The sequence below is a fragment of the Variovorax sp. BGA-UO-ETr-C22 genome (assembly GCF_059567965.1).
In genome coordinates, this window is record NZ_JCAQPA010000009.1 from 816263 (window position 1) to 840483 (window position 24221).

The window sequence follows — 24221 nt, forward strand, 5'->3', positions numbered from 1 at the left end:
TGGAGTGGGTTAGCGGAACACGACCGTGCGGTGGCCGTTCAGCAGCACGCGGTGCTCGCTGTGCCACTTCACGGCGCGGGCCAGCACCTGGCTTTCGGTGTCGCGGCCACGGGCCGTGAGGTCTTCGACCGTGTCGGTGTGGTCGGCGCGGGCCACGTCCTGCTCGATGATCGGGCCTTCGTCGAGGTCGGCCGTCACGTAGTGGGCGGTGGCGCCGATCAGCTTCACGCCGCGGTCGTGCGCCTGGTAGTAGGGCTTGGCGCCCTTGAAGCTGGGCAGGAACGAGTGGTGGATGTTGATCGCGCGGCCGGCCAGGCTCTTGCACAGGTCGTTGCTCAAAATCTGCATGTAGCGCGCGAGCACCACGAGTTCGGCGCCTTCGGCCTCGATGATCTCCAGCTGCTTGGCCTCGGCCTGCGCCTTGGTCGCGGCCGTCACGGGGATGTGATGGAAGGGCACGTTGTAGCTGGCGGCCAGCTGGTAGAAGTCGCGGTGGTTCGAGATGATGGCGCGCACGTCGATCGACAGCAGGCCGCTCTTCCAGCGGAACAGCAGGTCGTTCAGGCAGTGGCCTTCCTTGCTGACCAGGATCACGGTCTTCATCGGGTCGGCGGCGGCGTGCAGCTGCAGGCTCATGCCGAAACCGGTGGCGAAGGCCTTCAGCTCCTCGCGCAGCACGGCTTCGCTGTGGTCACCGCAGGCGAAGCGCACGCGCATGAAGAACAGGCCGGTGCCATGGTCGTTGTATTGGGCGGCCTCTTCGATGTTGGCGCCGCGCTCGAGCAGGAAGCCCGACACGGCGTGCACGATGCCCGTCCGGTCGGGACAGGAGAGGTTCAGGATGTAGGCAGGCGTAGTGGTCGTCATCAGGGGCAGGATTGTGGCAGGGGTGCCAGAATCGCGATTTTCCCTCCCCACATAACCGCAGGAGCGAGACATGGCCTTCCAGGACTTCAACATGGACAACCAGTGGTTGCCCTTCACGCCCAACCGCCATTTCAAGAAGGACCCGCGGGTGTTCGTGGCGGCCGACGGCATGACGTTCACCACGCACGACGGCAAGAAGGTGGTCGACGGCATCTCCTCGCTGTGGTGCGTGGGCGCGGGCCACAACCGCAAGCCGATCAACGAGGCGATCAAGAAGCAGCTGGACACGCTGGACTACGCCACCGCCTTCCAGGTCAGCAACGACAAGGCCTTCAAGGCGGCCGAGATGATCGCCGCGCTGGCCCCGGGCGACCTGAACAAGGTGCTGTTCTGCAACTCGGGCTCCGAGGCCGCCGACACCTCGATGAAGGTGGCGCTGGCCTACCACCGCGCGCGCGGCGAGGGCCACCGCAACGTGTTCATCGGCCGCGAGAAGGGCTACCACGGCGTGGGCTTCGGCGGCATGTCGGTGGGCGGCATCCCGGGCAACCGCAAGGTGTTCGGCTCGGCCTTTTTGCCGCGCGTGGACCACATGCGCTTCATCCACGACCCGGTGAACCATGCCTACATCCACAACGCGGAGCCGGTGTGGACCGAAGACCCGCTGGTCGAACTCGAAACCCGCATCCTGCCGCTGCACGACCCGAGCAACGTGGCCGCGATCATCGTGGAGCCGGTGGCGGGCTCGGCCGGCTGGTACCTGCCGCCGCAGGGCTACCTGAAGCGCCTGCGTGAGATCTGCGACAAGCACGGCATCCTCTTGATCTTCGACGAGGTCATCACCGGCTTCGGGCGCATGGGCACCAACTTCGCGTCGGACTATTTCGGCGTGGTGCCCGACATGTTGAACTTCGCCAAGTGCGTGACCAACGGCGTGATTCCGCTGGGCGGCGTGATCTGCCGCGACAAGCTCTACGACGCGATGATGAAGACCGACGCGCCCGAGCACGTGGTCGAGTTCTTCCACGGCTACACCTACTCGGGCCACCCGGTGGCCTGCGCCGCCGCCATTGCCACGCTCGACCTGTTCAAGGAAGAAAACCTGTTCGCCCGCGCCGGCGAAATGGGCAAGGTGCTGGGCGATGCCTTCCACAGCACCTTCAAGGGCCTGCCGAACGTGGTGGGCATCCGCAGCCTGGGCCTGGCGGCGGCCGTGGAGCTCGCGCCCATCGCCGGGTCGCCGGGCAAGCGCGCCTACGAGGTCTTCCTCGACTGCTTCCACAAGGGCGCGCTGGTGCGGCCCGCGGGCGACGTGCTGGTGATCGCGCCGCCCTACATCGTCGAGAAGCAGCACATCGACACGCTGGTCAACACGCTGGCGGACTCGATCAAGAAGTTCGCTTGAGCACGCCCGCGCAGTAGTCCACTGGCGGCAGCGCCGGCGTGCGCCAGGTGGCGTCGTAGGCGTCGGTGTCGTCCTCGGCCGGGCCGCCGGCCTGCAGGTGGACGGTCTTCACCGACACGTCGGTCGGCAGGTGCTGCGGCACGCCCAGCACCTTGGTGACGTGGCCCGCGCCGGCGATCAGCAGCACCGTCTTGCCCGGCTGCCGGGCCTTCACCAGCGCCTGCGCCATGGCGCGGTCGCGCCCGACCTGGATGCGCGTCATGGGGCCGATCTGCGATTCGGGCAGCAGCTTGCAGTGGCCCTCGCGCACGGCCTCCTGCTGCGCGGCGTAGGCCTCTCCGTTGAGCTGCACGTCGAGCGAGACGTCGGCCATCGCGTCCTTCATGCGCGCACGCGGCAGGTTGGCGCCGATCACCGGCACGCCGGCGCGCACGGCCGTCATCACCGTGGGGCCGTAGCGCGTCCAGGGCCAGGCCTTGTCGTTCCAGCCGAGGGCGGTCTGCACTTGCGCGTCGGTCGCGGTGGTGGGCAGGCGGGCGCTGCTGCGGCCGTCCTCGGCCATCTCGAGCGCCAGCGCGGCGAGCTGGCCACGTTCGGCCAGGGCCTGCACGGTCTCGCGTTCGAGGACGTGGTGTTCGGGGGCGTCGTGCTGTTCGCCGAGCAGCAGCGCATCGGCCGGCAGCAGGGCCGCCACGCGGCGCGCGACGGGCGCCTCGGCGGACAGCGCGGCGCAGCCGGCAAGCAGGGCGGCGGCGACCAGGGGCGCGAGGAACCGGGAAGCGCGGGAAGGGCGAGAAGGCATCCCGCCATACTATGCCCGGCGCCCTGCACCGGGCTGTCGTCCTTTTCCGCTGCTTTCTCTGCCCGTGTCCTTTCGTTTTCCCCTTCGCGTGCTGGCCACGCTGCTGCTGGCGCTGGCCGCCGCACTCGCCTGTGTCGCCCTGCACACCCCGCTGCCCTGGATGATCGGCCCGCTGTTCGCGGTGTCGCTGGCCTCGATCGCGGGCCAGCCGACCGCGAGCCACACGCCGCTGCGCAACCTGGGACAGTGGGTCATCGGCACCGCGCTGGGCCTGTATTTCACGCCGCAGGTGGTGACGCTGGTGGCCGGCGTGTGGTGGGCGATTCTGCTGGCCATCGGCTGGGCGCTGCTGCTGGGCTGGGGGTTCGGGCGCTGGCTGCACCGCGTGCATGCGGCGCGCATGCCGCATGTGCCGGCGAAATCCATGAGAGCCACGACTTACTTCGCAGGCGCCATCGGCGGCGCTTCGGAGATGACGCTGCTGGCCGAATCGGCCGGCGCGCGCACCGACCTGGTGGCCGCCGCGCACAGCCTGCGGCTGATGGTGGTGACGGTGACGATCCCGTTCGCGATGCAGTGGAGCGGGCTGCACGGCCTGGAGATCAACCCGCCCGGCGTGCGCGAGGTGAACCCGGCCGGGCTGGCCCTGCTGGCGCTGGCCACCGGCGCGGGCGGGCTTGTGATGCGGGCGCTGGGCCGCACCAACCCGTGGTTCATGGGGCCGCTGCTGGTGGCCATGGGCTTCACGGTGGCGGGGCAATCGCTGTCGGCGGTACCGACCTGGCTGTCGAACACCGCGCAGCTGGTGATTGCCGTGAGCCTGGGCGTGCGCTTCAGCCGCGAGTTTCTGCACACGGCGCCGCGCTGGCTCGGCTCGGTGGCGCTGGGCACGGTCGGCATGCTGGTGCTGTGCGCCGGCGCGGCCTGGCTGCTGGCCAGGGCGACCGGGCTGCACCCGGCCACGATGATCCTGGGCACCTCGCCCGGCGGCATCGCCGAGATGTCGATCACGGCCAAGGTGCTGCAGCTGGGCGTGCCGGTGGTCACGGCCTTCCAGGTGTGCCGGCTGGTGGCGGTGCTGCTGATCGTGGGGCCGATGTACCGCTGGACCGAGCGCTGACGGCGCAGTACACCGCCAAAGAAAAAGCGCCCCGCGGGGCGCTTTTTTCGTTCGGGCGAGGCAGGCCGCTCAGTGCACCAGCACCGGCGTGTGCGCCAGCTCGGCGTAGCCCTCGAGCGTGTCCTCGACCTCTTCCTGCGTGGGCGTGTTGAGCTGCCAGGCGGCGATCTGCTGCTGGAACAGTTCAGCCCAGGAGCCGTCGAGGTACACCTCCTTGCCAGAGCGCTTGTCCACGATCTCGAAGCCGTGGCGTTCCAGCACGGGGCCGTTGGGCGTCGTGCTGGGCTCGTCGCCGTCGTTCGGCTGCACGTGCACGACGACGAAGGACTCGGAGTCGTAAAGCATGTTCATGGCGGGCCCTGTGAGGATGTCGATGGCGTTCATGAGGGTTAGATAGCAATCAACGCGCCAGTTTCAAGAACAGTTGTCGTCGCGCCGTTGATATGTGAGCCTTTTTGCCTCAATTGGCGGGCGCCTGGGGTAGGGGTTTGCGCAATTGGGCGTCAGCAAAATCACCATTTGCCTCGGTTTGCCGGATGCGCACGGGCAGATAGCCGTACTGCGGCGCCAGCCAGAGCTCCAATTTGCGGTCGAAATCCTTGCGGGGCGTGCGGGTGAGCTTGCGCGTGGTGAAGTCGCCCGCCGGCAGGCTCAGCTGCTCCTCGTCGCCGACCTCGAAGACCCAGACATCGCCGTCGCGCACGCCCACCGTCTGTACCGAGATCCGGGTGCCGGCTGGGTAGCGCGCCGGGCTGGCCGCCAGCAGGCCGCCCAGCTGCATCATCACGCTCATGCGGTCCTGCGCGCCCGGCTGCAGGGGCACGGGGGGGGCGTTGTTGCTGAAGATGATCTGCCCCTGGTCGCGCGCGAAATGCGAGGCCACCTCGGCCTTGCGGCTTTCCGAATAGCGCTCGGGTTCCAGGCCCGAGGGGCCGATCTTGCCGGTGCTGTGCCAGTTCAGCAGGGTGAAAAACACCGCCTTGAGCGTGAGCCGCCCGTCGTAGCGGCTGCCGTCCTGCAGCCAGACCAGCTCGCCGAACACGCCGCGCTGCGGCGAGGCGCCTTTCTGGCCCGTGGCCTCGAAATCGAGCGTGACCGAGCCCGGAATCCGCAGCGCCTGGGTGCCGGCGATGGTGCCCGAGGCGCCGCTGCCGGCCGTGGTCGTGCCGCCCTGCGTGCCACCGGCCGTGGTGCCGGTGGCGGCGGCCGGGGCGCTGGCCGGTGCCTCGGGGACGGTTGCTCCTGAATCTGTAGCGGCTTGCGCGGTCTGGTCGGGCGTTTCGGGGGGCGGCGTCTGGGCCGGCGCGTCCGGCACGGGGGCCGGGGCCGGCTTGGGCCGGGGCACCGACGCCTCGCGCGGACGCCGGGGCTTGGCCGGTGGCGGCGGCTTGGCCGCGACCGGCGCGGCGGCCGGTGCCGCGGGGGCCTCCGCCGCGGGCGGCGCGATCACGATCGTGCGCGTGATGAACTTGCTGGCCAGCGGCGAGGGCTCCGGCCCGATGGCCATCGGCGCCAGCCCGAGCAGCAGCAGGTGCGCCAGCGCCACCGCCAGCGTCAGCCCCGCGAGCGCGCGCCAGGACGGGCGCCCGGGCAGGCCCAGGGACAGCGGTGGGGGCGCGACGTGCGTCGACATGGGTGTGTGGAGTGGGCTGCGGTGCCGAGGTTCACGAAGTCCACTCGGTACACTGCCGCCCGTTCAACCAGTTTAGTGGGCGCGGCGCCGCGCCCTTTTTCTTGCTCACGCCCGCACCATGAAACTCGCCACCCTGAAGGACGGCTCGCGCGACGGCCAGTTGGTCGTCGTCTCGCGCGACCTCACGCTCGCCCACTACGCCACCGGCATTGCGAGCCGCTTGCAGCAGGTGCTGGACGACTGGGGCTTCATGAGCCCGCAGCTGCAGGACCTGTACGACGCCCTCAACCACGGCCGCGCGCGCCACGCCTTTCCCTTCGACCCCGCCCAGTGCATGGCGCCGCTGCCGCGCGCCTACCAGTGGGCCGATGGTTCGGCCTACCTGAACCACGTCGAGCTCGTGCGCCAGGCGCGCAACGCCGAGGTGCCCGAGAGCTTCTACACCGACCCCCTCATGTACCAGGGCGGCAGCGACGACTTCCTGGGCCCGGTCGACGACGTGATCGTGCCCAGCGAGGCCATGGGCATCGACTTCGAGGCCGAGATCGCCGTCGTCACCGGCGACGTGAAGATGGGGTCCACGCCCGAGCAGGCGCTGGACGGCATCCGCCTCGTGATGCTGGCCAACGACGTGAGCCTGCGCAACCTCATCCCGGCCGAACTGGCCAAGGGCTTCGGCTTCTTCCAGAGCAAGCCCGCCACCGCCTTCAGCCCCGTGGCCGTCACGCTGGACGAGCTCGGCGAGGCCTGGCAGGACGGGCGCGTGCACCTGGCGCTGCAAAGCAGCTGGAACGGCCGCAAGGTCGGCCTGTGCGACGCCGGCCCCGAGATGACCTTCCACTTCGGCCAGCTCATCGCCCACATCGCCAAGACCCGCAACGTGCGCGCCGGCAGCATCGTCGGCAGCGGCACCGTGAGCAACAAGGGTGTCGAGAAGAACGGCCGCATGGAATGGCCCAAGGGCTACTCGTGCATCGCCGAGAAGCGCTGCATCGAGACCATCCAGGACGGCGCGCCCGCCACCGACTTCATGAAGTTCGGCGACACCATCCGCATCGAGATGAAGGGCTTGGACGGGCGCTCGCTGTTCGGCGCGATCGACCAGGAGATCGTGTCGACGGCGGGGCGGCCGGTGGAGGCGCCGGTGTCGCTCACCAAGCCGCAGGCCGGAACCGACACCGGCACCGCGCCGGCACCCGCCGCCGGCGACTGAGACCCTGTCGGGGTTTCTCCCCGTTCGGCTGGCCGGAAGCCCCCGTTCCGCAAAGCCCAACCCTGTGCGGCGGGCGCTGCCTAGGATGCAGCGATCCGTTCACTGCAAGGAGACAGGTCCATGGGCATGCCGAAGCTGGCGGGGCGCGCGCTGTGCGCATGGGGGGTGATGGGCATGGCGCTGGCCGGGCAGGCCGCCGCCCAGAAGCTCAGCGACGACAAGGTGCGCGTGGGCGTGCTGTCGGACATGTCGGGCCTGTATGCCGACACCGCCGGGCGCGGCTCCGTCGAGGCCGCGCGCATGGCCATCGAGGACTTCGGCGGGAAGGTGCTCGGACGGCCCATCGAACTGGTCTCGGGCGACCACCAGAACAAGGCCGACATCGGCGCCTCGCTGGCGCGCACCTGGTACGACCGCGACGGCGTCGACGCCATCTTCGACATGAACAACTCGGCCGTCGCGCTGTCGGTGGTCAACCTGGCGCGCGAGCGGCAGAAGCTGTCGATCAACACCGGCGGCGCCTCGGTGGCGCTCACCAACGAAGCCTGCGCGCCGACCTCGGTCCACTACACCTACGACACCTACGCGCTGGCCAACGGCGCCGCGCAGGGCGTGAGCCGCCAGGGCGGCAAGACCTGGTTCCTGCTCGGCGTGGACTACGCCTTCGGCAAGGCCATGGCCGCCAACATGACCGAGTTCGTCGGCGAGCTGCAGGGCAAGGTGATCGGCAGCGTGTTCCACCCGCTCAACGCCAGCGACTTCTCGTCGTACGTGCTGCAGGCGCAGGCCTCGGGGGCCGACACCATCGCGCTGGCCAACGCCACCAGCGACACGGTCAATGCCGTCAAGGCGGCGCGGCAGTTCGGCGTGTCGCCCAAGCAGCGCGTGGTGCCGATGCTGATGTTCATCAACGACGTGCATGCGCTGGGCCTGGCGCAGGCGCAGGGCATGACCTTCGCCACCGGCTTCTACTGGGACCGCACGCCCGAGTCGCGGGCCTGGGCGCGCCGCTACTTCGAGCGCATGAAGAAGATGCCCTCGATGATCCAGGCCGGCGCCTACTCGGCGGTCACGCACTACCTGAAGGCCGTGCAGGCCGCGGGCACCGACGACGGCGCCACGGTGGCCGCGAAGATGAAGGCGATGCCGGTGAACGACTTCTTCGCGCAGGGCGGCACGATCCGCGCCGACGGCCGCATGGTGCACGACATGTACCTGGTGAGCGTGAAGAAGCCTGCCGAGTCGAAGTACCCGTGGGACTACTACACGGTGCTGTCCACGATCCCCGGCGACAAGGCCTTCCAGCCCTTGTCCAAGAGCAAGTGCCCGCTGGTTGCCGCAGCGAAGTCCTGATCGCCTGACCGAACCCAAGGAGACCCCATGAAAGTCCGTGCCGCCGTCCTGCAGCGCCTCGGCGCCCCCGCGCCCTATGCCCAGAGCCGACCGCTCGAGATCGAGGAGGTCGAGCTGGCGCCGCCCGGCCCCGGCGAGGTGCTGGTGCGCATCGCGGCCGCGGGGCTGTGCCACTCGGACCTGTCGATCCTCAACGGCGACCGGCCGCGCCGCACGCCCATCGTGCTGGGCCACGAGGCGGCCGGCGTGGTCGAGGCGCTGGGCGAGGGCGTGACCGACCTGGCGCCGGGCGACCACGTGATCCTGGTGTTCGTGCCGAGCTGCGGCCATTGCGCGCCGTGCGCCGAGGGCCGGCCCGCGCTGTGCGAGCCGGGCGGCGCGGCCAACGTGGCGGGCACGCTGCTGGGCGGCGCGCGGCGGTTGTCGTACCGCGGCGAGCCGATGGACCACTTCGTGGGCGTATCGGCCTTTGCCGAGTACGCGACGGTGTCGCGCCGCTCGCTGCACAAGATCGACCGCGAGCTGCCGCTGGAGATCGCCGCCATGTTCGGCTGCGCGGTGGTGACGGGCGTCGGGGCCGTGGTCAACACCTCGCAGGTGCGGCCGGGCCAGACCGTGGCCGTGGTGGGGCTCGGCGGCGTGGGGCTGGCCGCGCTCATGGGCGCGCTGGCGGCGGGCGCCGCGCGCGTGATCGCGGTCGACCTGGCGCAGGACAAGCTCGATTTCGCCCTCGCGCTGGGCGCCACCGACAGCGTCAACGCCAGCGACCCCGACGCGGCCAAGCGGCTGCGCGACATGACCGAGGGCGGCGTCGACCATGCGCTTGAGATGGTGGGTTCGGCCAAGGCGCTGGAGTTCGCCTACAAGGTCACGCGCCGCGGCGGCACCACCGTGACCGTGGGCCTGCCCGCCGCCATCCAGACGCTGAACACGCCGGTCTGGCACCTCGTGGCCGAGGAACGCACGCTCAAGGGCAGCTACCTCGGCAGCTGCGTGCCGCGGCGCGACCTGGGGCGCTTCATCGCGCTGTACCGCCAGGGCAAGCTGCCCGTGGACCGGCTGCTCACCGGGCGCCTGAAGCTCGAGGAGATCAACGAGGGCTTCGACCGCCTGCAGCGCGGCGAGGCCATCCGGCAGATCGTCACGATGCCGTGACGGCCGCAGGCATCGCGCCCCGCAGCAACTCCTTCTGCGTCCGAATCCCCAACCGCCGGAACGCCCGGTACTGATGCGTGCGCACCGTGCTGAGCTCCACGCCCAGCACGCGCGCCGTTTCCTTCGCCGTGCGGCCCGCCATCAGGTGGCCGATCACCTCGCGCTCGCGCAGGCTCAGCGTCAACAGCCGCGAGGCGAGGGTGGGCGCGGCCGCCTCGTGCACGGCCGCCGCGCTGCGGCTGTGGGCGCTGGCGGCGTCGGCCAGCAGGGTGGCGTGGGCGGCGATGACGCCGAAGTCGGTCTCGCCGAACTCGGGCTGCGCCAGGCTGCGGTAGAAGCTCACGGCCACGCGCTGGCCGCTCGGGCGCAGCAGCAGCACCGAGCTGCGCTCGCGGATGCCCACGTCGCCGTAGCAGGCGGCGCGGTAGGCGGGGTCGGCCACCTCGTCGCCGTGCTGGTGGCCCATCCACAACTGGGCGCGCTTCGGCAGCTTGCGCGCGGCCAGCCAGGCCATGTGGGGGTCGAGCCGGTCGAAGCGCTGCGCCACGTAGCGCTCGGCGGTGCGCTCGGCCGTGTGGCCGTAGCTGCTGGCGGCCGACACGGTCTCGATGCGGCCGGTGGCGTCGACGCCGAACACGGTGCAGAAAGTGACGGGCATCACGCGGTGCATCGCCGCCAGGCAGCTGGCCGCCAGGTGCGGCGTGCCGATGCCCGCCAGCACGTCGCCGACGACGGCCGCCGACAGTTGGGCCTCGGCGGCGGGGTGGAGGCGCCAGCGTTTCATGGGTTTCGAAGGGAGATCAGGGTAAATACCTCCTACTAAGTTATGACATTGGCGCGGGCGGTGCATCGGGACAATCCCGTTCCATGACCACCACCCGTACCGCCGACGCCGCCACCGGCCCCGTGCCGCCGCCAGCCTGCGCGACCGCGCTGCCGCCCTCGGTCGGCGCCTTCCACTACACGCGCTTCGCGCCCCGGCTGCCGACGCTCGGCGCCGACGGCATGGAGCTCGGCCGCCACCCCGTCGTGATCGCGGGCGGCGGCCCGGTGGGCATGGCGCTCGCGCTGGGGCTCGCCAACCACGGCGTGCGCTGCGTGGTGCTCGAAGCCGACGACACGGTCTGCGTGGGCAGCCGGGCGGCCTGCATCTCGCGCCGCAGCCTGGAGATCGTCGAGCGCCTGGGTGCGCTGCCGGCGTTCATGGGCAAGGGGCTGCCGTGGAGCGTGGGGCGCAGCTTCTACAAGACGGCCGAGGTGTTCCGCTTCGAGATGCCGCAGGCCGCGCAGCAGAAGCTGCCGCCGATGATCAACCTGGAGCAGTACTACATCGAGCAGTACCTGCTGGACGAGATCGAGCGCCGCAATGCCGCGACGCCGGGGCTCGTCGACATCCGCTGGGGCACCGAGCTCACCGCGCTCGCGCAGGACGAGGACGGCGAGGGCGTGACGCTCGACGTGCGCAACGCCGAGGGCGCCTACCGCCTGCGTGGCCAGTGGATCGCGGCCTGCGACGGCGGCCAGAGCTTCGTGCGCAAGTCGCTCGGGCTGGCGCTGGAAGGCACGGGCTACGAAGGCCGCTACGTGATCATCGACATCGAGCTGCACAGCGACCACCCGACCGAGCGCCGCGCCTGGTTCGACCCGCCGTGGAACCCCGGCTCGACCGTGCTGATGCATCGCCAGCCCGACGACATCTGGCGCATCGACTACCAGCTGCGCGCCGGCCAGAGCACCGAAGACGCGCTGCAGCCCGCGGCGGTGGCCGAGTTCGTGCAGCGCCACCTCGACGCCATCGGCGAAGGCCACCTGCCGTGGAAGACGGTGTGGACCTCGGTCTACCGCGCCGGCGCGATGACGCTCGACAGTTACCGCCACGGCCGCGTCGTGTTCGCGGGCAACGCGGCGCATGCGATGCCGATCTTCGGCGTGCGCGGGCTCAACTCGGGCTTCGACGACGCCGACAACCTGGCCTGGAAACTGGCCTTCGTGGCCCAGGGCCTGTCGGGCCCGGCGCTGCTGGATTCGTACTCGCAGGAGCGCATCGCGGCCTTCCACATCAACGCCGAGAGCGCGATGCGCAGCACCGAGTTCATGTCGCCGCCCTCGCGCGGCTTCGACCTGCTGCGCGAAGCGGCGCTGTCGCTGTCGGAGGCCCATCGCGGCATCGCGCAGCTCATCAACCCGCGCCAGACGCAGGCCGTGCGTTACGACGGCTCGGCGCTGTCGAGCACGGGCGATGCGCTGCCGGCCGGTCCGTTGCCGGGCGAGGCGATGCCCGAGCAGCCGCTCGCGCAAGGCCATCTCACCGACTGGATCGGCCCGGTGTTCACGCTGCTGGTGCTGCAGCCGGGCCTGGCGCCGCTGCCCGACGCCGACATCGCGCAGGCCCGGCAAGGCGCCTTGCCTTTCGCGGTGTGCACCATCGGCAGCTTGGGCAACAGCGACGGCACCGACGCGCAGGCGTCCCCCACCGTCTTCGCCGCGCTAGGCGCCGGCGATGGCGCCGTCTACCTGCTGCGCCCCGACGGCCACGTGGCCGCGCGCTGGCACCGGCTGCCGGCCGGTGCGCTGCCCGCCGCGCTGGCGCGCGCGGCCGTCGCCACTTCACAGGACATTCCCGCATGACCACCCCCGCCCCTTCGCTTCATCCCGACGCCCGCGACCGCCTGTACGCCGAGTGCGCGCGCGCCATCACCGAGGCCGGCGCCGAGCGCGAATCGCTGTTCCTCGCGCGGCTCGCGCTGCTGCTGTTCGAGCAGGTCGGCGACGAGTCGCGCTGCCGCGCCGCGCTGGCCGACGCGTTGCGCGCGCTGCCCGTACCATCGCTGTCCGCTTCCGAACAACAACATGGAGATTGATCTCATGGATCGCCGCACCCTTCTCGCCACGCTCGCCTCCGGCGCCGCCGTGGCCGCAGCCCCCTTCGCCCACGCACAGGACTACCCCGCACAGCTCATCAAGTGGGTCGTGCCGTACCCCGCGGGCGGCGGCACCGACGTGATCGCGCGCGTGCTGGCCGAGGCCATGCGCCAGACGCTGGGCCAGCAGATCGTGGTCGACAACCGCCCCGGCGCGTCGACCAACATCGGCGCCGACCTGGTCGCTAAGAGCAAGCCCGACGGCTACACGGTGCTGTCGGCCGACAACGCCGTGCTGGCCTTCAACGAGCACCTGTTCAGCAAGCTGCCCTTCAGCCCCGAGAAAGACTTCACCTACATCGGCGCCATCGGCAAGTTCCCGCTCGCGCTGGTCGTGCACCCGGACTTCCCGGCCAAGACCTTCAAGGAGTTCCTGGCCTACGTGAAGGCCAACCCCGGCAAGGTCAACTACGCCTCGCCCGGCAACGGCTCGCCGCACCACCTGGCGATGGAAATGTTCAAGGCGCGCACCGGCACCTTCATCACCCACATCCCGTACCGCGGCGCGGCGCCGGCCATGGCCGACGTGATGGGCGGCCAGGTGCCGTGCATGTTCCTGGACCTGGCCTCGGGCCTGCCGATCATGCAGGGCAACAAGGTGCGCGTGCTGGCCATCGGCTCGGGCGCGCGCAGCAAGCGCCTGCCCGACGTGCCGACGCTGGCCGAAGTGGGCGTGCCCAACACCGAGGTGTTCGCGTTCCAGGGCATCCTCGGCCCGGCCGGCCTGCCCGCCGCCGTGGTGAACAAGCTCAACAGCGACCTGAACAAGGCCTTCAGCACGCCGGCCGTGCAAAAGCGCTTCGACGACTTCGGCATGGAAGCGATGCCCGGCACGCCGGCGCAGTTCGCGGCGCTGTCGCGCGCGGAGTCGAAGCGCTGGGGTCCGATCATCAAGCAGGCCGGCATCAAGCTGGACTGATGCCGCCCAGAGGCGTTCGTCCTAGCGGGCGAACGCTTTTCGCGAGCCGTCTTCGAAGACTTCGTCGTCGCGCTGCAGCTCGCCGTTCTCGTCCCAGCTGCGTTCGCGCGTCACGCGGCCCTTGTCGTCGAAGCTCGACTCGGCCAGCAGCTCGCCTTTTTCATTGAAGCGCTGGTGCGTGCCCACGGGCACCTGCCGACTGCGCCCCGGCGCGAGGTAGCGGCCCTGCGCGGCGCGCTGGCCGCTGTCGTAGAACTCGGTCACGTCGACCATGCGCTCGCTGCCGGCGCCGCTGTAGACGGCTTTGCTGCGCGGCTGGCCGTTGAGGTGGTAGCTGTCGTCGCTCAGGGGTTCGCCCGCGGCGTTCCAGCGCTGGTCGCGCACCAGCGAGCCGCGGTCGGAAAACTCCTGCTCGCGCTGGCGGATCGACGAGCGCCCGACCAGCAGCCACACGGTTTCGCGCCGCTTCACGCCCTCGGACGAAAAACTGCGCTCCACGCGCCGGTTGCCGGTGGTCTCGTCGACCACCGAGGGCTTGCCGTTGTCGTAGAACTCCTGCGTGCGCACGCGCTTGCCGGCCTGGTACGACAGCCGCGAGCGCAGCGTGCCGCGTGCGTCGAACAGGTCGACGTTCGACGGCCCACCCGTGAAGCCGCACAGCTTGGCATCGTCGGCCACCGGCGCCAGCACCGGCGCCTCGGCGCAGCGCAGCATCGACATCTGGCCGCGCTCGGTGAACTCGACCATGGCGCGCTCGGTGCCGCGGTCGGGGTAGAAGGTGGCGCGCCGCAGTTGGCCGCCGGGGTAGAAGCTGCGCACCAGGCCGCGCTCCTGGCCGTCGTCGTACATGGCGTCGCGCAGCACCTGGCCGCCGGGCGCGAGCTCGCGCGCGCGGCCGTGCATGTTGCCCTTGGCGTTGATGGTGTGCTCGCGCGCGAGCTTGCCTTTTTCGTAGAAGCGCACCAGGCCCATGAAGACGCCGTTCTGCACCTGCTGCTCGCGCTGGAGCTCGCCGGTGCCGCGGTCCTTGCAGCGCATCAGGCCGGTCTTGCCGGCGGTGCTGTTGCCGTCGGCGGGGCTCACGCGCTGGCCGTTGAGCTCGCACTCCTGCTGCGCATGGACCGTCGGGGTACCCAGCAGCGCGGCCAATGCGATCGCGGCCGGGCCGAGGAGGGACGCGGCCGCCCGAGGCGCCCGAAGAGCGGGAACGGGCGGGCGCAGGGTCACTTGTCGTAGAGCGTGTCGAGCGAGCGGAAGCCCTTGGCCTCGATCGGGTTGCCGAAGGGGTCGCAGAAGAACATCGTCCACTGCTCGCCCGGCTGGCCTTCGAAGCGCACCTGCGGCTTCAGAACGAAGTCGGTGCCGGCGGCCTCGAGGCGCCCGGCCAGCGCCTGCCAGTCGGGCAGCGCGAGCACGATGCCGAAGTGCGGCATGGGCACCATCGCGTCGCCGACGCGGCCGGTGCGGGTGGTGGCGAAGGGTTCGCCCCGGTGCAGCGAGATCTGGTGGCCGAAGAAGTCGAAGTCGACCCAGGTGTCGGTGCTGCGGCCTTCGGCGCAGCCCAGCACGTCGCCGTAGAAGCGGCGGGCGCCGTCCAGGTCGCGCACGTGGAAGGCAAGGTGAAAGATGCTTTGCATGGTTTTGGATTATGGGCAGCGGTGCTGTGAGAATGCCGGACTTTCTTTCAATCATGGAGCTCGCCTTGCGGATACTCCGAGCCCTCGTCGCACCGCTGCGCTTGCTGTCGCGCGGCACCGACCGGCCGGCGCCCCAGCGCCTTCTTGCACGTCTGACCCGCCAGGCCTTCGCGGCCGTCGGTGGTTGTTTCATCGCGGTGGCCGCACATGCCGCTGCCTGCCCGCCCTCGGCCATCGCCAGCCTGGAGAAGCCCGGCATCGGCCTGCGCAACGGCATCGACCGCGGCCTGCTGTGGCGCATCGAGCGCGACGGCCGCACCTCCTGGCTCTACGGCACCCTGCACCTGGGGCGCGGCGAATGGGTGCGCCCCGGGCCCACCGTGCAGAAGGCGCTGGCGCAGAGCGACACGCTCGCGCTCGAGCTCGACTCGCGCGACGACGCCACGGTGCGCGCCCTGAGCCAGCCGGCCGACCCGGCCGCGGTGGCGCGCGTGCTCAGCGGCGAACGCGCCCGCCGGCTCGAGCGCCAGAACGCCGAGGCCTGCGTGCCGCCGGGCTCGACCGCCAGGCTGCCGCCCATCCTGCAGGTCACGGCGCTGACCGCGTTGGCGGCGCGCGCCGACGGCCTGTATGCGGAGTTCGGCGTCGACGAGACGCTGGCCGTCTCGGCCCGCAACAGCAACAAGCCGATCGTCGCGCTCGAGAACGCCGCCGACCAACTGCGCTGGCTCACCGGCGGCTCCGAAGCTGAAGAGGCCGAGCAGATCGACGCCATGCTCGACGAGCTCGAATCGGGCCGGCTGCGCGGCCAGCTCAAGACGCTGGCCGATGTCTGGGCGCGCAGCGACGCGGCCCGGCTGGCGCGCTACGCCGAGTGGTGCGAGTGCCTGAACACGCCGGCCGAGCAGCGCCTCATGAAGCGCCTGCTCGACGATCGCAACCCCGGGCTGGCCGACGGCATCGAGCGCCTGCATGCGGGCGGGCGCAGCGCCTTCGCCGCGGTCGGCGCGCTGCACATGGTCGGCGCGCAGGGCCTGCCCACGCTGATGGCGGCGCGCGGCTTTCGCGTGACGCCGGTGCTCACCGAGGCGCAGGCGCAGCAGGCGCTGCCGATGCCGGCGCTCGCCGCGCCCGAGCCGCCGGCCCGCAAGGCGGTGCGCGGTGGCAAGAACGTCAAGGGGCAGAAGGCGGCCAAGGGCACGGGCCAGAAGGCCGCTGCGAAGGGCGGGGCCAAGCCGGCGTCCAAGGCCGCTGCTGCGCCCAAGGGCAAGGTCGCACCCCGTGCCGCCCCCAAGGCCACCAACAGCAAAGTGCGCCGATAATCGCGACCGCCATGCACACGTTGCGCCCCCACCCCCGCTTGATCGGCCGCCTCGGCCGGTGGGTGCTGCTGTGGTTCGTGCTGTCGCTGGGCGTGGCGGTGGCGTCGCCGGTGGTGCATCCGCAGGCGATGGAACTGGTGTGTTCCGGCGCCGGCACCATCAAGGTGGTGGTGCACACCGAAGACGGCGTGCAGGACATGGGCGCCACGCACATGGACTGCCCCCTGTGCGCGCTGACCGGTGCGCCGCCCCCGCCGCCCGTGGCGGCCGCGTTCGATGCGCCCCTGCCGCTGGGGCGCGTGCTTCAACCCATTCCCGCCGCGCGCCATGCCGCGGCCACGGCCGCGCCGCTGCCGGCCCGTGGGCCTCCGCGTTCCGCCTGAGCGATCAGCAACAGCGCTGTCTGTCGGTGCACCCCGGGTGCGCGCAGGCAGTCCCTTTGGCTTGAAGTTCGTGGAGCCGGTTCCCCATGAAGCAGCACTCCCGCGCCCTGGCGATCGCCATGGCATTTCCTTTCAGCGCGCCGGTGTGGGCGCAGCAGCAAACGCCGCCGGACGTTGATCCGCCGGAGGCCGGCGCCGCGGCCGCCCCGGGGCGCACGCTGGGTACCGTCACCATCAGCGGCGGCCGGCCGACCTCGCTGCCGACGCAGATCCCCACCACCATCGAAGGCGTGACCGCCGAGCAGATCGCCGAGACGGTCAACGCGACCGACGCTGAAGACGCGCTCAAGTACCTGCCGAGCCTGCTGGTGCGCAAGCGCTACATCGGCGACTTCAACCACGCGGTGCTGGCCACCCGCGCCTCGGGCACGGGCAACAGCGCGCGCGCGATGGTCTACGCCGACGGCATCATGCTGTCGAACCCGCTGGGCAACGGCGCCACCTTCGCGCCGCGCTGGGGCATGGTGTCGCCCGACGAGATCGAGCGCGTCGACGTGCTCTACGGCCCGTTCTCGGCCGCCTACCCGGGCAACTCGGTGGGCGCCGTGGTCGACTACGTGACGCGCATGCCCACGCAGCTCGAGGCGCACGTCAAGCTCAGCGGCTTCACCTCGAACTTCGACCTGTACAACAGCCATTCGTCGCCGGGCGGCCAGCAGCTGGACCTGTCGCTGGGCAGCCGCAGCGGCGACTGGTCGTGGTGGCTCGGCGCCTCGCGCACCCACAGCAAGGGGCAGTCGCTGTCGTTCGCCAACCGGCTCGTGAGCGCCGGCACGGTAGGCAGCGCGGGCACGCCCGTCACGGGCGCGGTGCTCGGGCTGAACCCGTCGAACCAGCCGTGGTGGCTGCTGGGCGGCATCACCGCCTACGACACCACCCAGGAGCAGGCCAAGCTCAAGCTGGCCTACGACTTCTCGCCCACGGTGCGCGCCACCTACACGCTGGGCGCCTGGCACAACACCACGCACGGCAGCACCGACACCTACCTGCGCGACGCGCTCGGCCAGCCGGTGTACGGCGGGCGCGTGAACCTCGGCGGACGCACCTACAACCTCGACGCACCGGCGGCGGCGTTCGCGCCGACCGAGACGGCGCTCACGCACTACATGCACGGCCTCTCGGTGAAGAGCCACACCGGCGGCGTGTTCGACTGGGAGGTGGCGGCGAGCCTGTTCGACTACGCAAAGGACACCTCGCGCACGCCGACCACGGCGCTGCCGGGCGCCTTCTACGGCGGCCCCGGCCGCACCACCGACATGGGCGGCACCGGCTGGCACACCTTCAAGGCCGCGGGCACCTGGCGGCCCACCGGCTCGGCCGAAGGCGTGGGCGCGCACGTGGTCGACTTCGGCGTCCAGCAGGACACCGCGCGGCTGCGCAGCGCCATCGGCAACACGCGCGACTGGATCGGCGGGCCGGCCGTGTCGCCGTTCTCCGCCTTCAACGGCAACACGCGGCTGCGCTCGCTCTACGTGCAGGACACCTGGCGCTTCGCGAAAGACTGGAAGACCACGCTGGGCCTGCGCCATGAGCGCTGGGAGGCCTACGGCGGCCAGCTCGGCAACGCGGCGCGGCTGCTCGACTTCGCGCCGCGCAAGAACAGCTTTGTCTCGCCCAAGGCCGCGCTCGCCTGGCAGGCCACGCCCGACTGGCACTTCAAGGCCTCGGTCGGCCGCGCCGTGCGCATGCCCACCGTGAGCGAGCTCTACCAGGGCTCGATCGAGGGCAACCGCATCGTCAACACCAACCCCGAACTGCGCCCCGAGCGCTCGTGGACCGCCGAGCTGAGCGCCGAGCGCGACCTCAAGCGCTGGGGCGTCGACGGCGTGCTGCGCACCACGCTGTTCTTCGAGCACACGAAGGACGCGCTGTACACCCAGGCGCTCACCAACCTCGTGAGCACGGTGCAGAACGTCGACGCCATCCGCACGCGCGGGCTGGAGGTGGCGATCAACACGGTCGACGCGGGCATCCAGGGGCTGGACCTGGGCGGCAGCCTCACGCTGACCGATTCGAAGATCACCGCCAACCGCGGCTTCCCGGCCAGCGTGGGGCGCGACCAGCCGCGCGTGCCCAAGGTGCGCGCCTCGCTGCTCGCCACCTACCGGCCCGATGCGAAGTGGAGCTACACCGTCGGCGCGCGCTACAGCGGCCGGCAGTACGGCACGCTCGACAACAGCGACCCGAACGGCATGGCCTTCATGGGCTTCTCGAAGTTCTTCGTGGTCGATGCGCGCATCCGCTACCGCATCGACCGCCAGTGGAGCGCCGCCGTCGGCATCGACAACCTGAACAACCGCACCTACTGGGCCTTCCACCCGTACCCGCAACGCACCTTCGTGGCCGAACTCAAGTTCGACCTTTGACCCTCACTTTTTCCTATTCAAGGACACCCGCCATGACGAAGCTTTCGACCCCTACGTTCCACACCCTCGCCGCCTGCGCTCTGCTAGCCGGTGCCGGCGCCGCCGGCGCCCACGTGAGCCTGCCCCCGGGCGGCGCCACCGTCGGCAGCGAGTACAACGCCGCCTTCCGCGTCGGCCACGCCTGCGAAGGCGCCAAGGCCACCACCGGCCTCGCGGTGCGCCTGCCCAAGGGCTTCGTGCTCACCGACGCCCAGGCGCGCAAGGGCTGGAAGCTCGACGCGCCCAAGGCCGGCAGCGCCGAAGGTGAAGTGCGCTGGACGGCAGAGACGCCGCAGAACGCGCTGCCCGGCAGCGAGCGCGGCGAGTTCGTGCTGCGCGGCAAGGTGCCCGCCACGCCGGGCCCGCTGTGGTTCAAGGTGCGCCAGGACTGCGACGTCGGCAGCGTCGACTGGGCCGAAGTGCCCGCCGCGGGCAGCACCACGGCCGGCCTGAAGAAGCCCGCAGCCAAGCTCGACGTGGTGGCGCAGGGCGTGGCCACGGTCGACGTGCGCGACGCGTGGGTGCGCCAGTCGGTGCCGGGCCAGAGCGGCACGGGCGCCTTCATGAAGCTCACCGCGCCCACGGGCACGAAGCTGGTCGGCATCTCGACGCCCGCCGCCGGCGTGGCCGAGGTGCACGAGATGAAGATGGAAGGCGACACCATGCGCATGCGCGAACTCGCGGGCGGCCTCGAGCTGCCGGCCGGCAAGACCGTCGAGCTCAAGCCCGGCGGCTACCACGTGATGCTGATGGACCTGAAGGGCGCCATGACCAAGGGCGCGACCGTGCCCATGACCCTGAAGTTCGAGGACGCCAAGGGCGCGAAGACGACGCTGGAGCTGAAGCTGCCGGTCGGTGCGCCGGAAGGCGCCGCTGCTGCTGCCGCGCCCGCGGCGGGCGGTGCGCACCAGCACAAGCACTGACCCCGGCGGGGTCTGGCCGGACCGTCAGAGCAACTGGTCCGGCGCCAGCGGCCCGAACAGTCGCAGCAGGAAGCGCAGCGTGGCGCTCGCGTCGGGCTCGGTGTCCGTGTCCTGCAGGCCGCTGCCTTCGGGCGCATGCCACACCAGCGTGCCCTGCGCGAGTTCGACATGCCAGGCGCGCTCGCGCATGCCGCGCTCGATCTGCTCGGCCGCCATGCGCGAAAGTTCGCCGCTGCGGATCAGCAGCGCGATCTCGGTGTTCTGCAGCTGCGAGCGCAGGTCGAGGTTCATCGAGCCGACCACCAGCAACCGGCCGTCCATCACCAGCACCTTGGAGTGCAGCATCGCGCGCGATTCGCCGCTGACGCTGCCCGCGCCGCTGCCGCCCGAGGAGCCGAACACATTGCCGAAGTCGGCCTGCTCGCTGCGCAGCTCGTAGAGCTCCACGCCGGCGGCGAGCAGCGCCTTGCGGTGGCGCGCATAGCCGACGTGGGCGATGGGCGCGTCGTTCGAGGCCAGTGAATTCGTCAGCACCCGGATGCGCACGCCCCGCGCGCGCGCCGCGGCAAAGGCCTGCTGCATGTCGGGGCCGGGCACGAAGTAGGGCGAGATGATCAGCAGGTCGGTGCGCGCCTGGCCGATCAGGTGCAGCAGGCCTTCGACCACCGTGTCGCCGCTGGAGGCCAGGTCGGCCAGCGCGGTGGCGCTGCGCGAGGGCAGCTCGGGCCGGCTCACCACGAGGTCGGGGTTGCGCACCGCGCCGGGGCCGCTGTCGGCCGGGATCTTGCCGGGTGCGTCGGCCAGCATCAGGGCCGGGGCCCAGACGAAGGCGGCGCTGCGCAGGTCCAGCGGCTTCTCGTCCCAGGCGCGGGCCCGCTGCTCGGCCGTGGGGCCGGCGCCGGGGCGCGGCTCGCCGTCCGGGGGCTTGGGCTGGTTGCGCGCTTCGGCCGCTTCGTCGCTGAGTTCCTGGTCGATGCGGCGCGCGCGGTCGCGGATGCGCTGGAATTCCTCGCGCGAGACCAGCGACTGCACGGGGTAGGCGCGTTCGTTGTTCCAGTAGCTGTCGAAGCTGCGCGAGAGGTCCTGCACGATCGGGCCGGCCGCCAGCACGTCGACGTCGACGAAGTTGCCGGTGATGGCATTGCCGAAGTAGGCGTCGCCCAGGTTGCGCCCGCCCGTCACGCCCATCACGTTGTCGGCCAGGAACAGCTTGTTGTGCATGCGCTGCTGGATGCGCGAGACCTCGCCGATGGCGTTGAGCATGCGGTTGAAGCCTGTGCCGCGCGAACCCGCGAGCGGGTTGAACAGCCGCATCTCGATGTTCGGGATGAAGGCCAGGCCGAGCACCAGCGCGTCGCGGCCGATGGTGTGGAAGTCGTCCAGCAGGATGCGCACCCGCACGCCGCGCTCGGCCGCCGCGCGCAGCCCGCGCACCAGCCGGCCGGTGCTGGCGTCGGCGTGGATGGCGTAGTACTGCAGGTCCAGCGTCTTCTGCGCGTTCTCGATCAGCGCCAGCCGGCTGCCGTAGGCGGCCTGCGGGCCGCCCAGCAGCAGGAAACCGGAGTCGAAGCGCGCCTTGTCGGCGTTGCGGCGCTCCCGCAGCAAGGTCCCCAGCGCCGTGCCGTCGGGCGAGGCGAGCGCGGTCGAGACGGGGCGGTCCACCTCCTTCGGCAGCTGCGCGCAGGCGCCGAGCACCAGGAGGGCCAGCAGCGCGACGCTGCGGCGGACCAACGCGTGGAAGGAAGAAGAAGGCATGCGGCGGGGTCTTTCCGGGGGCTTGGGAAGGCGGTGCCGCATGTATAGCCGAGTTGGCGCCCGCCGTGGGTGGGACGGGCGGCCAATCGGCGCAGGAAGACGGCGCTCAGCGCCCGGCGCCGAGTTCTTCCTGGCGCTCCAGTGCGGCGAGCAGTTCGTCGTCGATCTTGGCGTGGCGCTCGCTCAGCTCGACCGCGCGCGAGGCGTCGCTCGCGTAGATGGCACCGCCGTCGAGCTCGAGCATCTCGCTGATGCGCTTCTGCTCGGCTTCGAGGGCTTCGATCTGCGCAGGCAGGGCTTCGAGTTCGCGCTGCTCCTTGTATGAGAGCTTCTTGCGGGGCCCGCCCGTGGGGGCGGCGGCGGGTGCCGCCGCGGGGGCCGGGGCCGGTGCGGCGGCAGGGGCCGGCGGTGCCGACGCGAGGCGCTGCTCGGCGATCTCTCGCGCACGCTTCGACTGGATCAGCCAGTCTTCCACGCTGCCCTCGTACTCGCGCCAGCGGCCGTCGCCCTCGAAGGCGATCGTGCTGGTCACCACGTTGTCGAGGAAGGTGCGGTCGTGGCTCACGAGGAACACGGTGCCGTCGTAGTCCTGCAGCAGGCCTTCGAGCAGCTCGAGCGTGTCGATGTCCAGGTCGTTGGTCGGCTCGTCGAGCACCAGCACGTTGGCCGGGCGCGCGAACAGGCGCGCCAGCAGCAGGCGGTTGCGTTCGCCGCCGCTGAGCGAGCGCACGGGGGAGTTGGCGCGCGCGGGCGAGAACAGGAAGTCCGACAGGTAGCTCTTGACGTGCTTCTTCTGGCTGCCGATTTCGATCCACTCGCTGCCGGGGCTGATGAAGTCTTCCAGCGTGGCGTCGAGGTCGAGCTTGTCGCGCATCTGGTCGAAGTACGCCACCTGCTGGTTGGTGCCGCGACGGATCTTGCCGCTGTCGGGCTCGAGCTCGCCCAGGATCAGCTTGAGCAGCGTCGTCTTGCCGGCGCCGTTCGGGCCCAGCAGGCCGATCTTGTCGCCGCGCAGGATGGTGCCGCTGAAACCGCGGATCACGGTCTTCTCGCCGAAGGACTTGGTGGCGTCGGTGAGTTCGGCCACGATCTTGCCGCTGGACTGGCCCGAGGCCACATCCATGTTGACGCTGCCCTGCACCTCGCGGCGCGCGGCGCGGCTGGCGCGCAGCTCCTGCAGCCGGGTGATGCGGCTCTGGCTGCGCGTGCGGCGGGCTTCGACGCCCTTGCGGATCCAGATCTCTTCCTGCGCCAGCAGCTTGTCGGCCTTGGCGCTGATGATCGCCTCTTGCGCGAGTTGCTCTTCCTTCTGGACGAGGTACTGCTCGAAGTTGCCCGGGTAGGAACCCAGCTTGCCCCGGTCGAGCTCCACGATGCGGGTGGCGACGCGGTTCAGGAAGCTGCGGTCGTGGGTGATGGTGACGACGCTGCCCTTGAAGTCGATCAGCAGCTGTTCCAGCCACTCGATGGAGTCGAGGTCCAGGTGGTTGGTCGGTTCATCCAATAGAAGGACGTCCGGCGCGGCCACCAGGGCCTGGGCCAGCGCGACCCGCTTGCGCGTGCCGCCCGAGAGCGAGCCGACGCGCGCGTTGCGATCGAGGTGGAGGCGGTGCAGCGTTTCTTCGACGCGCTGCTCCCAGTTCCAGGCGTCGTAGGCTTCGATCTTGGACTGCAGGGCGTCCAGGTCGAGCCCGTCCGCGCCGGAGAGGTACAGGTCGCGGATGGCGATGACTTCGCCCAGGCCCTGGCTGGCGGCGGTGAACACGTCCGCATCCATGTCCAGCGCGGGTTCCTGCGCCACGTAGGCCACGCGCAGGTTCTGCTGCAGCTGCAGCGTGCCGTCGTCTGGCTTTTCCAGCCCGCCCAGTATCTTGAGCATCGACGACTTGCCGGCGCCGTTGCGGCCGATCAGGCCGATGCGTTCCGATTCGAGAAGAGAGAAGTCCGCATGATCCAGCAGCGGGACGTGACCGAACGCGAGCTGCGCGTCGAGGAGTGTGATGAGTGCCATGTGGCACGGATTATCGGAGGGGCGGGTGACGGCGCTTGGCGGCTGGGGAAGAAGGCTTCTTTGTGACTCTCTATATAGAAGGGACTGGAGTCCCCTGGGAGAGACGCCGGCAGTCAGGGAAGAGGCGTGAAGCGGGCGGCGAGCGGGGCGGCAAAGGTCTTCTTCAAGTTTCTTTCGGCTTGGCTTGCTCGAGCCGAAATCTGTCATATACTCGTGGGCTTCGCTGCTGAATACCTCTGGTGTTTGAAGCGACCGGTGCTCTCAGGGGCGCTGGTTGTGAGTGGTGAAGAAAGTCTTCGAAAGTTGACGCGGTTTGAAAAAACAGTGCATAATCGAA

General features: G+C 70.5%; 22 protein-coding genes. 13 read left to right on the forward strand and 9 right to left on the reverse strand.

Annotated elements, in window-relative coordinates; genetic code table 11:
- Positions 1-9 precede the first annotated feature (9 nt).
- Positions 10-867, reverse strand: a complete 858-nt coding sequence (purU, locus tag AC57B8_RS13365) for a formyltetrahydrofolate deformylase (RefSeq protein WP_062478396.1) — start codon at positions 865-867, stop codon at positions 10-12.
- Between the two features lie 70 nt (positions 868-937).
- Here purU and aptA point away from each other — a divergent pair, with 70 nt between their 5' ends.
- The gene (gene aptA / locus AC57B8_RS13370; protein WP_496479843.1) at positions 938-2272 is read left to right on the forward strand and encodes an omega-aminotransferase AptA; all 1335 of its coding nucleotides are present in this window, start codon (positions 938-940) and stop codon (positions 2270-2272) included.
- Here aptA and AC57B8_RS13375 read toward each other — a convergent pair.
- The gene (locus tag AC57B8_RS13375; RefSeq protein ID WP_496479844.1) at positions 2256-3074 is read right to left on the reverse strand and encodes a ChaN family lipoprotein; all 819 of its coding nucleotides are present in this window, start codon (positions 3072-3074) and stop codon (positions 2256-2258) included. The two genes, aptA and AC57B8_RS13375, sit on opposite strands and share 17 nt — an antisense overlap.
- Before the next feature lie 64 nt (positions 3075-3138).
- Here AC57B8_RS13375 and AC57B8_RS13380 point away from each other — a divergent pair, with 64 nt between their 5' ends.
- Positions 3139-4194: an AbrB family transcriptional regulator gene (locus AC57B8_RS13380; RefSeq protein WP_496479845.1), complete on the forward strand. Its 1056-nt coding sequence runs from the start codon at positions 3139-3141 to the stop codon at positions 4192-4194.
- Positions 4195-4263: 69 nt separating this feature from the next.
- On the opposite strand, the gene AC57B8_RS13385 is transcribed toward AC57B8_RS13380, so the two are convergent.
- The gene (locus AC57B8_RS13385) at positions 4264-4545 is read right to left on the reverse strand and encodes a BTH_I0359 family protein (RefSeq protein WP_062478455.1); all 282 of its coding nucleotides are present in this window, start codon (positions 4543-4545) and stop codon (positions 4264-4266) included.
- 109 nt (positions 4546-4654) lie between these two features.
- A complete protein-coding gene (locus AC57B8_RS13390) occupies positions 4655-5827 on the reverse strand; it encodes a DUF3108 domain-containing protein (protein WP_496479846.1) in 1173 nt (390 codons plus the stop codon).
- Positions 5828-5945: 118 nt separating this feature from the next.
- On the opposite strand from AC57B8_RS13390, the gene AC57B8_RS13395 reads away from it, so the two are divergent.
- From AC57B8_RS13395 to AC57B8_RS13405, 3 genes are all read left to right on the forward strand, one after another.
- A complete protein-coding gene (locus AC57B8_RS13395; RefSeq protein WP_496479847.1) occupies positions 5946-7040 on the forward strand; it encodes a fumarylacetoacetate hydrolase family protein in 1095 nt (364 codons plus the stop codon).
- Positions 7041-7166: 126 nt separating this feature from the next.
- Entirely contained in the window at positions 7167-8393 is a 1227-nt protein-coding gene (locus AC57B8_RS13400) for an ABC transporter substrate-binding protein (protein ID WP_370869700.1), read from the forward strand.
- A gap of 27 nt (positions 8394-8420) precedes the next feature.
- The gene (locus AC57B8_RS13405) at positions 8421-9548 is read left to right on the forward strand and encodes a zinc-dependent alcohol dehydrogenase family protein (protein ID WP_070063846.1); all 1128 of its coding nucleotides are present in this window, start codon (positions 8421-8423) and stop codon (positions 9546-9548) included.
- Here the strand turns inward: AC57B8_RS13405 and AC57B8_RS13410 are convergent.
- A complete protein-coding gene (locus AC57B8_RS13410) occupies positions 9535-10332 on the reverse strand; it encodes a helix-turn-helix transcriptional regulator (RefSeq protein ID WP_496479848.1) in 798 nt (265 codons plus the stop codon). The genes AC57B8_RS13405 and AC57B8_RS13410 overlap by 14 nt on opposite strands.
- A gap of 83 nt (positions 10333-10415) precedes the next feature.
- Between AC57B8_RS13410 and AC57B8_RS13415 the strand changes: the two genes are divergently transcribed.
- Genes AC57B8_RS13415 through AC57B8_RS13425 form a run of 3 tightly spaced genes read left to right on the forward strand, consistent with a single transcriptional unit; the run spans position 10416 to position 13388 of the window.
- Positions 10416-12176, forward strand: a complete 1761-nt coding sequence (locus AC57B8_RS13415) for an FAD-dependent monooxygenase (protein ID WP_496479849.1) — start codon at positions 10416-10418, stop codon at positions 12174-12176.
- Positions 12173-12409, forward strand: coding sequence for a hypothetical protein (locus AC57B8_RS13420; RefSeq protein WP_496479850.1), 237 nt, complete (start codon positions 12173-12175; stop codon positions 12407-12409). Before AC57B8_RS13415 ends, AC57B8_RS13420 begins: the two co-directional genes overlap by 4 nt.
- Positions 12410-12413: 4 nt before the next feature.
- Entirely contained in the window at positions 12414-13388 is a 975-nt protein-coding gene (locus tag AC57B8_RS13425) for a tripartite tricarboxylate transporter substrate-binding protein (RefSeq protein ID WP_492744470.1), read from the forward strand.
- A gap of 21 nt (positions 13389-13409) precedes the next feature.
- Here AC57B8_RS13425 and AC57B8_RS13430 read toward each other — a convergent pair whose 3' ends face one another.
- Together AC57B8_RS13430 and AC57B8_RS13435 are read right to left on the reverse strand one after the other, a co-directional pair.
- Positions 13410-14537: a toxin-antitoxin system YwqK family antitoxin gene (locus AC57B8_RS13430; protein WP_496479851.1), complete on the reverse strand. Its 1128-nt coding sequence runs from the start codon at positions 14535-14537 to the stop codon at positions 13410-13412.
- Between the two features lie 74 nt (positions 14538-14611).
- Positions 14612-15025: a VOC family protein gene (locus AC57B8_RS13435; RefSeq protein WP_095950063.1), complete on the reverse strand. Its 414-nt coding sequence runs from the start codon at positions 15023-15025 to the stop codon at positions 14612-14614.
- 65 nt (positions 15026-15090) lie between these two features.
- On the opposite strand from AC57B8_RS13435, the gene AC57B8_RS13440 reads away from it, so the two are divergent.
- The 4 genes from AC57B8_RS13440 (at position 15091) to AC57B8_RS13455 (ending at position 20118) form a co-directional block, all read left to right on the forward strand.
- The gene (locus tag AC57B8_RS13440) at positions 15091-16347 is read left to right on the forward strand and encodes a TraB/GumN family protein (protein WP_496479852.1); all 1257 of its coding nucleotides are present in this window, start codon (positions 15091-15093) and stop codon (positions 16345-16347) included.
- A gap of 11 nt (positions 16348-16358) precedes the next feature.
- Positions 16359-16730, forward strand: coding sequence for a DUF2946 family protein (locus tag AC57B8_RS13445; protein ID WP_495304033.1), 372 nt, complete (start codon positions 16359-16361; stop codon positions 16728-16730).
- An 86-nt stretch (positions 16731-16816) separates the two neighbouring features.
- The gene (locus AC57B8_RS13450; protein WP_492732672.1) at positions 16817-19156 is read left to right on the forward strand and encodes a TonB-dependent receptor domain-containing protein; all 2340 of its coding nucleotides are present in this window, start codon (positions 16817-16819) and stop codon (positions 19154-19156) included.
- A 32-nt stretch (positions 19157-19188) separates the two neighbouring features.
- Positions 19189-20118 carry a copper chaperone PCu(A)C domain-containing protein gene (locus AC57B8_RS13455; RefSeq protein ID WP_487847349.1) on the forward strand — a complete coding sequence of 310 codons (930 nt, stop codon included), beginning with the start codon at positions 19189-19191 and terminating at the stop codon, positions 20116-20118.
- A gap of 24 nt (positions 20119-20142) precedes the next feature.
- Here AC57B8_RS13455 and AC57B8_RS13460 read toward each other — a convergent pair whose 3' ends face one another.
- Positions 20143-21873: a phospholipase D family protein gene (locus AC57B8_RS13460; protein ID WP_496479853.1), complete on the reverse strand. Its 1731-nt coding sequence runs from the start codon at positions 21871-21873 to the stop codon at positions 20143-20145.
- 106 nt (positions 21874-21979) lie between these two features.
- Entirely contained in the window at positions 21980-23884 is a 1905-nt protein-coding gene (locus AC57B8_RS13465) for an ATP-binding cassette domain-containing protein (RefSeq protein WP_496479854.1), read from the reverse strand.
- Positions 23885-24010: 126 nt separating this feature from the next.
- Here AC57B8_RS13465 and AC57B8_RS13470 point away from each other — a divergent pair.
- Positions 24011-24221 (forward strand): hypothetical protein (locus AC57B8_RS13470; RefSeq protein WP_496479855.1); only part of this gene is annotated, 211 nt, incomplete at its 3' end.

What these genes read in the sequence shown, in the direction of transcription:
- purU (WP_062478396.1), bottom strand. Translation starts at nt 867, where the DNA reads ATGACGACCACTACGCCTGCCTACATCCTGAACCTCTCCTGTCCCGAC.
- AC57B8_RS13400 (WP_370869700.1), top strand. Translation starts at nt 7,167, where the DNA reads ATGCCGAAGCTGGCGGGGCGCGCGCTGTGCGCATGGGGGGTGATGGGC.
- AC57B8_RS13465 (WP_496479854.1), bottom strand. Translation starts at nt 23,884, where the DNA reads ATGGCACTCATCACACTCCTCGACGCGCAGCTCGCGTTCGGTCACGTC.
- AC57B8_RS13385 (WP_062478455.1), bottom strand. Translation starts at nt 4,545, where the DNA reads ATGAACATGCTTTACGACTCCGAGTCCTTCGTCGTCGTGCACGTGCAG.
- AC57B8_RS13450 (WP_492732672.1), top strand. Translation starts at nt 16,817, where the DNA reads ATGAAGCAGCACTCCCGCGCCCTGGCGATCGCCATGGCATTTCCTTTC.
- AC57B8_RS13460 (WP_496479853.1), bottom strand. Translation starts at nt 21,873, where the DNA reads ATGCCTTCTTCTTCCTTCCACGCGTTGGTCCGCCGCAGCGTCGCGCTG.
- AC57B8_RS13375 (WP_496479844.1), bottom strand. Translation starts at nt 3,074, where the DNA reads ATGCCTTCTCGCCCTTCCCGCGCTTCCCGGTTCCTCGCGCCCCTGGTC.
- AC57B8_RS13395 (WP_496479847.1), top strand. Translation starts at nt 5,946, where the DNA reads ATGAAACTCGCCACCCTGAAGGACGGCTCGCGCGACGGCCAGTTGGTC.
- AC57B8_RS13455 (WP_487847349.1), top strand. Translation starts at nt 19,189, where the DNA reads ATGACGAAGCTTTCGACCCCTACGTTCCACACCCTCGCCGCCTGCGCT.
- aptA (WP_496479843.1), top strand. Translation starts at nt 938, where the DNA reads ATGGCCTTCCAGGACTTCAACATGGACAACCAGTGGTTGCCCTTCACG.
- AC57B8_RS13415 (WP_496479849.1), top strand. Translation starts at nt 10,416, where the DNA reads ATGACCACCACCCGTACCGCCGACGCCGCCACCGGCCCCGTGCCGCCG.
- AC57B8_RS13425 (WP_492744470.1), top strand. Translation starts at nt 12,414, where the DNA reads ATGGATCGCCGCACCCTTCTCGCCACGCTCGCCTCCGGCGCCGCCGTG.
- AC57B8_RS13420 (WP_496479850.1), top strand. Translation starts at nt 12,173, where the DNA reads ATGACCACCCCCGCCCCTTCGCTTCATCCCGACGCCCGCGACCGCCTG.
- AC57B8_RS13405 (WP_070063846.1), top strand. Translation starts at nt 8,421, where the DNA reads ATGAAAGTCCGTGCCGCCGTCCTGCAGCGCCTCGGCGCCCCCGCGCCC.
- AC57B8_RS13445 (WP_495304033.1), top strand. Translation starts at nt 16,359, where the DNA reads ATGCACACGTTGCGCCCCCACCCCCGCTTGATCGGCCGCCTCGGCCGG.
- AC57B8_RS13410 (WP_496479848.1), bottom strand. Translation starts at nt 10,332, where the DNA reads ATGAAACGCTGGCGCCTCCACCCCGCCGCCGAGGCCCAACTGTCGGCG.
- AC57B8_RS13390 (WP_496479846.1), bottom strand. Translation starts at nt 5,827, where the DNA reads ATGTCGACGCACGTCGCGCCCCCACCGCTGTCCCTGGGCCTGCCCGGG.
- AC57B8_RS13435 (WP_095950063.1), bottom strand. Translation starts at nt 15,025, where the DNA reads ATGCAAAGCATCTTTCACCTTGCCTTCCACGTGCGCGACCTGGACGGC.